This is a genomic window from Streptosporangium amethystogenes (assembly GCF_000721075.1).
Lineage (GTDB): Bacteria > Actinomycetota > Actinomycetes > Streptosporangiales > Streptosporangiaceae > Streptosporangium > Streptosporangium amethystogenes.
Map to the genome: position 1 here is coordinate 137,806 of NZ_JOEQ01000018.1, position 9,590 is coordinate 147,395.

Consider the following 9,590-nt stretch of genomic DNA (forward strand, 5'->3'; position numbering starts at 1 on the left):
GATTCGAGCTTGCCCTCCTGGGACCGGATGACCCCCGGATGACAAGCCCCGACGCGCGGCATTCAACCATGCGTACGCTCAGTGTCTATACGAAATCACGATTCCCGGCGACTCTGCCCACAGATGTGAGACTGAAACCAGTGACCCCGCCCTCATCCTCGCCCCTCCGGGCGGGCAACGCTCTCAATCGCCTGCTCGATGTTCCCGCACGTCGCGAGCGTGTCACCCATGTGGAGCACGTTCCCGCACGTCAGGCCGGTAGGACTCGGTGGCCGGACTGGGTTGACCAGCGATTGGTTACGCGCTGGGCGAACCGCGGCGTTTCTGGCCTGTGGCCGCATCAGGCCGAGGCCGCCGAGCTGGCCCACCGTGGCCAAAACGTGATCATCTCCACCGGGACCGCCTCGGGCAAGTCCCTCTCCTACCTGGTCCCGGCGCTTTCCGCGACGCTCGACGGCGGTACGATCCTCTACCTGTCACCCAGCAAGGCGCTGGCCGCCGACCAGCTCCGCGCGCTGCGCGAGCTCGACCCACCCGAGCTCCGCGCCGCCACCTACGACGGGGACACCTCCTTCGAGGAGCGGACCTGGGTACGCAGGCACGCCAACTACGTCCTCACCAACCCGGACATGCTCCATCGCGGCCTGCTGCCCCGTCACGCCCAGTGGTCGGCCTTCTGGCGGCGGCTCCGGATGGTCGTCGTGGACGAGTGCCACGGCTACCGAGGCGTGTTCGGCTCCCATGTCGCCCAGATCCTGCGCCGCCTGCGCCGGATCTGCGCGCGCTACGGCTCACACCCGACCTTCCTGCTCTCCTCGGCGACGGCCAGCGAGCCCGGGGTCTTCGCGAGACGTCTGACAGGCCTCCAGATGGCCGAGGTGACCACGGACGCCTCTCCCCGAGGCTCGACCACCTTCGCACTGTGGGAGCCACCCCTGACCGATCTGCGGGGCGAGGGCGGGGCACCGGTCCGCCGCCCCGCGACCGCCGAGAGCGCGGACCTCCTGGCCGACCTCGTCGTCTCCGACGTGCGGACCCTGGCCTTCGTCCGCTCCCGGCGGGCCGCCGAGTCCGTGGCCCTCACCACGCGGGCCAGGCTTGGCGACCTCGTCGCCGACGGGAGCGTGCCCGCGGACCTGCCCGACAAGGTGGCGGCCTACCGGGCGGGCTATCTGGCCGAGGACCGCCGGGGGCTGGAGAAGGCACTGCGTTCAGGCGAGCTGCTCGGCCTGGCGACGACCAACGCCCTGGAACTCGGCGTCGACGTCTCCGGGCTGGACGCCGTGCTCATCGCGGGGTGGCCGGGAACCCACGCCTCACTCTGGCAGCAGGCCGGACGGGCCGGAAGGGACGGGCAGGACGCGCTGGCGGTGCTGATCGCCAGGGACGACCCGCTGGACACCTACCTCGTCCACCATCCCGAAGCCCTGTTCGGCAGGCCGGTGGAGACGATCGTGCTCGATCCCGGCAACCCGTACGTGCTGGGCCCCCACCTGTGCGCGGCGGCCGCCGAGATCCCGCTGACCCACGACGACCTGGACATCTTCGGCCCCACCAGCAAGGAGGTGCTCGCGGACCTGGTCGGTGACGGGCTGCTCAGGGAACGCGCCGCGGGCTGGTTCTGGACCAGCAGGGGACGTGCCACCGACCTCGCCGACATCCGCGGGTCGGGCGCCGCGCCGGTCCAGGTCGTCGAGATGTCCACCGGACGGCTGCTCGGCACCGTGGACGAGCCCTCGGCCCACTCCACCGTGCACACCGGAGCCGTCTACGTGCACCAGGGAGAGACGTTCCTGGTGGCCGAACTCGACCTGGAGGCGGCGGTCGCGCTGGTCGAGGCCGGGGCACCCGACTACACGACCTTCGCCAGAGATGTCACCGACATCTCGGTCATCGAATCCCTCAGCTCGCACCCCCTCGGTCCTGGAGAGCTCCACTTCGGCTCGGTGGAGGTGACCAGTCAGGTCGTGGCCTATCTCAAGCGCCGGGCCCAGAGCGGCGAGCTGATGGGCGACGAACCCCTCGACCTGCCCCCGCGCACGCTGCGGACCCGCGCCGTCTGGTGGACGCTGCCCACCTCGGCGATCATCCCCCTGATCGAGGACGGACTGGACATCGGCGGCGCCGCGCACGCGGCCGAACACGCCTCCATCGGCCTGCTGCCGCTCTTCGCGACCTGCGACCGCTGGGACATCGGAGGCGTCTCCACCGAACTTCACGCCGACACGGGGTTGCTCACCGTCTTCGTCTACGACGGGCACGAGGGCGGCGCCGGCTTCGCCGAGCGCGGTTACGCCCGCGCGCGCGACTGGCTCACGGCCACCCGTGAGGCCATCGCCTCGTGCGAGTGCGAACGCGGCTGCCCCTCGTGCATCCAGTCCCCCAAGTGCGGCAACGGCAACGAACCCCTCGACAAGGCCGGAGCCCTTCGACTGCTGGCCGTCCTGCTCTCCTGTGACGAGCCGCGGATGTGAGGGCAGTAGATGTGAGGGCCACGGATGTGAGGGCCGCGGAACACGTCGACGGCGGGCCGGAACGGCGGCCTGCCGGAGACTGTGACCGATCAGCTCGTACCGGGGATGAAGCGATGCCCCGAGGGTGAGAGGCCATCGCGCTCTCGTCGCTCGTCCCGGTCGTCGTCGTTACGGTCCGCGTCGTTACGGTCCTCGGCCCAGAAGTCGGTCGCGCCGGGCTGCGGGCGCGCCCAGAACCCGCTGTCCTCCATGGAACGGGGCGCGGGCGGAAGGTAGTCGTCCCACCGGTCAGCCGTCCGGGCCCCGGCCTGGTCGACATCACCGGCCTCGGAGAGCGGAGCCGCACCGGAAGCGGGATCCGCGTCCGGCCGTCCAGCGTGACCTGCCTGCCCGGTCTCCGCGTGCTCGATCTCCGCGTGCTCGGCCTCCGCGTACTCGATCTCCGCGTGCTCGGCCTCCGCGTACTCGGCCTCTGTTTGACAGGGCCCCGCCTGCTGCGTCTTCGTCTCGCGGCCGGTGGCTTTCCGAACCGAGGCCAGCCGAATCGAATCCGGCAGAACCGCGATCGACCGAACCGGGGTATCCCTGATCGAGATGCGCTGAGCCGGGACGCGCCGGACTGGAGCTGACTCGGCCGAGACGGTCCGCTCCGGCACGGGCCGATCCGAGGCGGGCCGATCCGGGGACTGCCGGGGAGAGCGGGGGCGGGCCGAACCACGGGAATCGGGCGATGGGCTTCCGGGCGCCAGGCCGGTCTTGACCACGGCGAGGATGACCGCGGGACGCCGTGGATCGACAGTGACAGCGGTGCCGCCCTTGCCCGCCGCACCACCCCTGCCACCGGTGCCGGTCGGGCCGCTCCTGTCCGCCGTACCGCCTCGGCCTGTCGCCCTGGCGTCCCCCTTCGCGTCCCTCCCATCGAGCGACTCGGGTGCGAAGGGCACGGTCTGCCCAGCGTCCCCGCCGGCACGGTGCCTGTCTCCGCCGGTGGAGCCGTCCCCCGCGGCCAGTAGCCTGCGACGGATCCAGGCGCCACCGTGCGCGCCGAGAAGCAGCAGGACGAGAGCACCGGCGATGAAAATGCCGTACTGACTCATACCGCCGGTCGGTACGTCAGATGACCCTGCTGTGGTGTTCGTATTCAGGGCGGAGTCCGCGCCGGTCGCTCCAGGATCGGGGGCACTGTCCGCGCCTTCATTCTTCTCCCGATCGCCACCGGCCCCCTCATTCGTCTCCTCGGCCGGTTCGGCGACCGACGAGGTGGCGTCGCCATTCTTCGCCTTTTCCGAAACCCCGGGCTTCTCCGTTGGCGCGACCGCTGTCCCCGACGGCCGATTCGAGGCCCCCGTGGGCTTCTTCGCGGGCAACCGCGGAAGGTCGTGGACTCCGGCCTGCTTGTTCTCGCTCTTCTTGGTGTTCTGCCGACTGCCCGTGCCGCTCTGGTTCGATCCGCCCCGAGTAGCGGAACTCTCCTGGCCACCGGTTTTCCTGCCGCTCTTCGCCACCTTGGCCGCGGGCACCTTCACCGAGGCGCCGGCCGAGGTGCCTGAGGAGAGCGTGCCACCACCGCCGTTGCCGCGCAGGGCTCGCACCGTGAACCCGATCCGCTGTCCGGCCGCCTTCGCCGGAACGGCCAGGGTCGCCCTGCATGAACCGCCGGAACACGCACTGCCCACCCGCACGGACCCGACCCTGCCGGTCCGGCTCGTGGAGATCACGTAACCCTGCAGGTCGGGCTCGGCACCCCTGCGCCATCTGACGACCACCTGCTTGCCGTACAACCGGGCGCTCACCCCGCTCGGCGTCGCCGGAGGAACGGCCTGGACCAGGGTCTTGCTGGTCTGGTGCCACTCGGCTCCGAGCACCTTGCCCCGCTGTTCAAGCCTGATCCGATAACTGCCGTTCCGGTGATAGCGAGGATTCCAGGCATAGGAGACCTTTTGATCCCCCTTCGCCACCTGCCTGCCATTGACGAAAAGGACCGCGTCGAACAGAAGATCGACTCTGCCGGAAAGGATCACTGTGCTGTTGGAGGTCACCCGGGACGGGACCTTCAGCCGCGCCACGGCCTGCGCCGGATTCGCGACGGTGAGCACAAAGGAGATGGATACGATCGGCGCGATCACCGCCATGGCGACAAGCCTGCGAACTGTTGTCACGCCGTTTCCCCTCGTCGAGAACCGCGCGTCATCCGGCCATCTGTCATCCGCACGGTGGTCACCCGGCGGCCGGACCGTTCCCTCCTCCCGACCGGCTCGCACCGGTCCCGCCCTCCGGCCCCTCGGTCGCGAGACCGCCCGACGATGTCGTTTGACCTGGTGATTCGCATTTCACCCTCCCCAGGCCGATCGGGAAACAGCACGGATCACCGGTAAGCGGCACCTTACGTGAGCTTTCGGACTCTTGGACACGCCGTCCAAGAAGTCGTGATTTGATTGCGACCTTGTTTCCCGGAGGCTTCGCACACCCGGTTTCCTGAAGACCTCCGTCCGCCGATTCTCGGTGTTCGTCTGTGCGGAGCAGTGATCCGCCGCATTGCCGTCGCAGCGTTCTTCTTGGCGGGAGCTCCCATTTCATCGGTGCGCACCCGATGTCCGTGGCCATGCCAAAGTGAGCCAGACCCACACGCACTTGGCTGTTGACACCCGGCCCGGATGTCTGTTCTTACCGCCCCATCCGCCCTTTGAAGCTGTACTTAACCGCTTTCCGGTCGCCCCCCATCGGATTCTTGATGTGCTTTCATCCCCCTCCGTTACCGGCCTGAATCAGCGATGTGGACAGGACCGGCACGTGCCCTGGCATTGATCGCCACCTCTCCCTTCAGGGGGAGTGAGGCATCCATGGTCACCTCGATCTCCGCGATGCCGTCATTTCCCACCGAACAGCGGGTGACCCTGACCCCGTTGTCCGCAGCGAGCTGGGAGGCCCTGGCACAGCTCCGGTCCGGGTCCGCGAAGGCCAGCCGAGCGGCGGTGAGCGCGCTCAGGTCGGCGGCACTCTGCGCTCGGTGGCGCGCGACTCGGGCCGTGCCCGCGACCATGACCGCCGCCGCGACCGCGAAGAGCAGAGCCATGAGCCCGACCGTCCAGATGGTGGCCGACCCCCGCTCAGCCCCGCCGTCATCTGCATCCTGCGGGCGGGGCCTGCCCTTTGTGAGGCTGCGAGAGCGACCTGACGAGAAGCCGCTCTCCCCAGGGAGTGGAGAGGTCATGGTCTACCACTCCAGTCCGGGCTCGGTGACGGAGGCGGCACTCGCGTGAACGGTGACACCTGGAAGCGAGGCGCCCCAGCGCGGCCTGACGTTCACCGACACCTCCACCCGTGCCACCTCCGCGCTTCGGGTCACCGCGACGGTCGCGCCCGCAGGAGCCACGGACAGGACGCTGCCGCGGACCCGTTCCAGCGACTCGCCACGCGAGGCGGCCCGAGCCCCGGCCCGGGCCGCGTCCACGCACTCCAGCTGTGCCTCGACCGCCGACACCGCCCACAGCCCGGCTCCCAGCACGACCAGGAGCGCGGGCAACACCGTGGCCGTCTCCGCGGTCACCGACCCCCTGGTCCGACGGGAGAAGATCGCCGTCACGGGGAGGGTCATCCCGCCACGGTCAACGCTCGGTTGATCAGCGTTGTGATCATCTGTTGGACGTCGGGACTCGTGACCACTTTGAAAAGGAGGGCGGCGAAGGCGCAGGCCGCGATCGTTCCGACCGCGTACTCGGCGGTGGACATGCCACGGTCACGGCACGCACCGGTGGTCAGCGGCGCCCACCGGGCACGCAACCACCGCAGCCGATCATGTCGCCCACGAACCGTGCTCGTTCGAGCCATCTACTCCTCCTGGAGATCCCCGCCGGGCCCACCACCCGGCGTCGGTCACGCCAGGGTTCTCCATCCGCCCGCGACCTCGTCGACCCGAACACCATTCTGTGGATAACGCCGTAGGCCAATCCCTCGATTGGGGATAACCGCGCTCGGGCGCCGGTCAGGGCGTGCGGGTCGGCGTGCCCCCGCACGAACACGAGGATGATCCGTCACCTTTCACCGGCGATGACCCGCCGCCCTTTCGCGAGGAACATCACACTCTCCACAGCCAGGGAAAACGTGGCACAACGCCAACACTCCCTCGACCGAAGGAGGCCGCTTCAGGCCCTGGCCGGTGAGATTTCAGGACGCCTGCCCACAGGCCCCAGCCATCTTCTGTGGATAACTCGGAGATTTGACGAAAAACCTGTGGATAACCCAAGAAAACAGCAGTCGACGTGGCCGCTCGACCTGGCGGCATTCACAAACAGGCGAATGCTCAGGACGTCTCCTACGCATCCCCAACCTCAGGAGCCACGATGGCAAAACCCGTACGGCCCATAGAATCCTTGGTCCGCTTCCCAGGCGAATGTCGTCGCGCTACGTGATGCACGACAGCGAGCTGGCCTACTCTCCGAAGTGTGGTCATGACTGTGGTGTTCGACATAGGTGAGACGCTGGTCCGCGATGATCGCTACTGGGGATCTCTTGCAGATTGGCTGAACGTCCCCCGCCACACCCTGTCCGCCTTGGTCGGGGCGGTGACAGCGCTGGGCATGGACAACGCGGAAGCGGTCCGCCTCCTCCGGCCGGGCATCGACCTGCACGCGGTGCGCCGGGCTCGCGAAGAGGCCGGCCGGGGCGAATACCTCGACGAGAGCGACCTGTACCCCGACGTACGGCCCGGGTTGCAGGTCCTGCGTGACATGGGGCTGCGCGTCTGCGTCGCCGGAAACCAGACAGCCAGAGCAGGTGATCTTCTGCGAGGGCTGTCGATCCCCGCCGACGTGATCGCCACATCAGAGGAATGGGGCGTCGCGAAACCCGATCCTGGATTCTTCGACCAGGTCGTTCGGCTTGCCAAGGCTCCTGCCCACGAAACGGTCTACGTAGGCGACCACCCCGCGAACGACATCATCCCCGCGAAAGCTCTCGGTCTGCGCACGTGCATGATCCGGCGTGGCCCCTGGGGACACCTGTGGGGCACCGACGCGGCTGTGCTGAGCGCAGTGGATTGGCAGATCGACAGCATCACGGAACTGCCATCTGCCCTGTCTGGATGAACGGAGCCGAGATGCCCCGCAAAGCCGCCGACGAAGGCCCCGGAGGTCGCATAGCCGCGATCCGCAGCGCACGCCGCATGACCCAAGAAGACCTCGCCCTGGCAGCCCATATCTCCCTCAGCCTGCTCCGGAAGATCGAGCAAGGTACACGCGTCGCCAGCGACCCCGTCCTGGACGCCATCGCCACGGCATTGAGTATTGACCCCTCCCGGCTCTTGGGTGACTCTGGCCGCCTTGACGGCCGTGTGCATGACGCGATCCCCGCACTTCGCGAGGTCATCACCACCTACGACCTCCCTGACGAGGGCCCGGTGCGCCCCATGCCCGCGCTTCGAGCATCCGTCATCGGCGCGGTCCAAAAACGCCTAAGCGCTCAGTATGTGCGGCTGTCGCAAACCCTGCCCGAGCTGCTCGGCGAACTCATCCGCGGGGTGCACGCGCCGAATGATCCCGCAGGCATCTCGGCGTTGCTGGTGGCCACCTACCGTGCGGCTGATGCGGTTGCCTATAAATACGGGTACCTGGATTTGTCGGCCCGGCTGATCGAGTTGATGCGCCAGACCTCGGCCGTCGTCGGGGATCCTTTACTCAGTGCGTCCGCGGCGTATGTGCGGACCGAGGTCTTCTTCGCCACACACACCTACCAGGCGGGCTTACGCGCACTCGAATCCGCGATAGACCAGCTGCCGCGAAAAGCCGTGCCTCTGTGTCTCGGCGTCTTGGGATCACTGCACATGCGGGCAGCCGTCATCGCCGCGCGAGCAGCCCACGCCGATGCCGCCATGGCCCATCTGCGGCAGGCACGACAACTCGGCGACCAGGTCCCCGAGGGCATCTACTACGGGACCGCGTTCGGCCCCTGTTCTGTACGCGTCCACGAGGCGTCGGTCGCCATCGGCCTGGGAGACCTTCAGCTCGCCCTCAGCCTGGCCGACAGCTGGTCACCGCCGCTGGAGATGCCCGCCGAGCGTCGCAGCGGCTTCTTCATTGATCTGGCCAGAGCGCAGTTATGGGCCGGTCAGAAAGACGCGGCCTTCGAGTCACTGCTGACCGCACGCCGGATCGCGCCGCAGCACACACGTGAACACCCATGGGTCCGCGAGGATGCCGAGACCCTGCTGCGCCTGTACCGGGCCAGTAGCGAAAGCCTGGTGGGTTTCGCCGAATGGGTTGGCGCGGTCTGACTTCGGGGTGACACAGGCTGTGTCACTTCCCCAAGGGCCTACGAAGCACCATGGTGACCGTTCGAGTCGAAGCGTAGGCGGACGGTGACAATACGTCTTGCCCGCGCAAAGGGCGAGACCCGCAGGCGCTGACACGCCGTACGGGCCCCTTGATCAGGAAGGGACTCCTGACCCGTGAGCAAGATTAGGACCATTCGCATCCGCTGGAAGGCAGATGCCCCACCGCTGCCGCTGGGCTGCCGCTGGTGTGGACACGCCTCTTATGCCCATGACGCATCCACCCTGCCGCACCGCCGCGACCATCACTGGGAGCAGCCCACGCCCCGGCAGGTGTGCGCCCGCATGGCCACCCGACGGCGCCTCGGCCTGTGCCGCCCGCTCCCGGCTTCAGCACGCCCGCTGAAAGTCCACCCGCCCATTGTTCCCGCCCAGCCATGCCTCGGCCATCACGCCCGGACGATGACGGCCCCCGCCACCCACGGCCGGGGCCGCGCGCCAGACACATTCCCTCAGCGCCGTTACGAGCCGCACCGGCAGGAGGTCGCGGCATGAACACGCCCCCGGAGCGGGACGACACCCTCGGGTGCGGGTGCGAGTGCAGGTGCGGACCCGCCTCCCCGATCACCAGCACACCACCGACCGCCGTGGAGTACGCCCAGGACCTGGCCGCCGTACTGGCCGAACTGCACCACATCCACGCCGACGTCCACGAGCTCACCTCCGGCAACGCCATCCTCACAGCCGCCCGGCAGCTCGCCGAGCACCACGCCATCCTGAATGCCAAGGACGACGTGGTGCGCAACGGGCTACCCCTGCCGGCCGACGTGATCGGTGCCGAGCATGTTGAC

General features: G+C 68.4%; 8 protein-coding genes. 4 read left to right on the plus strand and 4 right to left on the minus strand.

Going from position 1 to position 9,590, the window contains the following annotated elements:
- The first annotated feature begins 191 nt into the window (after window positions 1-191).
- A complete protein-coding gene (locus tag IG98_RS0125255; RefSeq protein ID WP_425428088.1) occupies window positions 192-2,474 on the plus strand; it encodes a DEAD/DEAH box helicase in 2,283 nt (760 codons plus the stop codon).
- Between the two features lie 89 nt (window positions 2,475-2,563).
- Here the strand turns inward: IG98_RS0125255 and IG98_RS0125260 are convergent, their stop codons facing one another.
- From IG98_RS0125260 to IG98_RS45270, 4 genes are all read right to left on the minus strand, one after another.
- Window positions 2,564-4,633, minus strand: a complete 2,070-nt coding sequence (locus IG98_RS0125260; RefSeq protein WP_157594498.1) for a hypothetical protein — start codon at window positions 4,631-4,633, stop codon at window positions 2,564-2,566.
- Between the two features lie 593 nt (window positions 4,634-5,226).
- Complete coding sequence (locus IG98_RS0125265) at window positions 5,227-5,685, minus strand: Rv3654c family TadE-like protein (protein ID WP_084195628.1); 459 nt, start codon at window positions 5,683-5,685, stop codon at window positions 5,227-5,229.
- A gap of 3 nt (window positions 5,686-5,688) precedes the next feature.
- On the minus strand, window positions 5,689-6,069 hold the full coding sequence (locus tag IG98_RS0125270) for a TadE family type IV pilus minor pilin (protein WP_051752852.1): 381 nt from the start codon (window positions 6,067-6,069) through the stop codon (window positions 5,689-5,691).
- Window positions 6,066-6,302, minus strand: a complete 237-nt coding sequence (locus IG98_RS45270) for a DUF4244 domain-containing protein (RefSeq protein WP_030916976.1) — start codon at window positions 6,300-6,302, stop codon at window positions 6,066-6,068. The genes IG98_RS0125270 and IG98_RS45270 overlap by 4 nt, the downstream gene beginning before the upstream one ends.
- Before the next feature lie 620 nt (window positions 6,303-6,922).
- Between IG98_RS45270 and IG98_RS0125280 the strand changes: the two genes are divergently transcribed.
- From IG98_RS0125280 to IG98_RS0125290, 3 genes are all read left to right on the plus strand, one after another.
- Window positions 6,923-7,558, plus strand: coding sequence for an HAD family hydrolase (locus IG98_RS0125280; protein ID WP_037971216.1), 636 nt, complete (start codon window positions 6,923-6,925; stop codon window positions 7,556-7,558).
- On the plus strand, window positions 7,555-8,742 hold the full coding sequence (locus tag IG98_RS0125285) for a helix-turn-helix domain-containing protein (protein ID WP_245651697.1): 1,188 nt from the start codon (window positions 7,555-7,557) through the stop codon (window positions 8,740-8,742). Before IG98_RS0125280 ends, IG98_RS0125285 begins: the two co-directional genes overlap by 4 nt.
- A 548-nt stretch (window positions 8,743-9,290) precedes the next feature.
- Window positions 9,291-9,590, plus strand: a 300-nt coding sequence (locus tag IG98_RS0125290; RefSeq protein ID WP_030916984.1) for a hypothetical protein, incomplete at its 3' end; no start/stop codon positions are given.